The organism is Pauljensenia sp. UMB6358 (assembly GCF_030216865.1).
GTDB classification, from domain to species: Bacteria; Actinomycetota; Actinomycetes; order Actinomycetales; family Actinomycetaceae; genus Pauljensenia; species Pauljensenia turicensis_A.
This window is the reverse complement of record NZ_JASOMS010000188.1, coordinates 1-263: the sequence shown is the minus strand read 5'-3', so window position 1 is coordinate 263 and position 263 is coordinate 1. Positions and strand designations below refer to the sequence as shown.

Below are 263 nucleotides of genomic sequence, written 5' to 3'. Positions count from 1 at the left end.
TAGTTGCGCAGGGAATGAATCTGCTTTGTCGCCGAGCCCGACGCGCTGCAATAGCTTTCGCGCGTTTTCGCGGGCGTCGGCAGGTTTTTCGTGGCGCACTTTGATGGGAGCAAGGGTGATGTTGTCCAGCGCCGTTTTGTGTTCGAACAGGTTGAAGGATTGGAAGACCATGCCAATTTCGGCGCGCAGTGCCGCCAATTCCTTACCTTCTTGGGGGAGCGGGCGACCGTCGATTTCAATTGAGCCGCTGCTGATGGTTTCCA

General features: G+C 56.7%; 1 protein-coding gene. It reads right to left on the bottom strand.

Features of this window, described 5'->3' with window-relative positions:
* On the bottom strand, positions 1–263 hold a 263-nt coding region (locus tag QP381_RS09130), incomplete at both ends, for an ATP-binding cassette domain-containing protein (protein WP_285068702.1).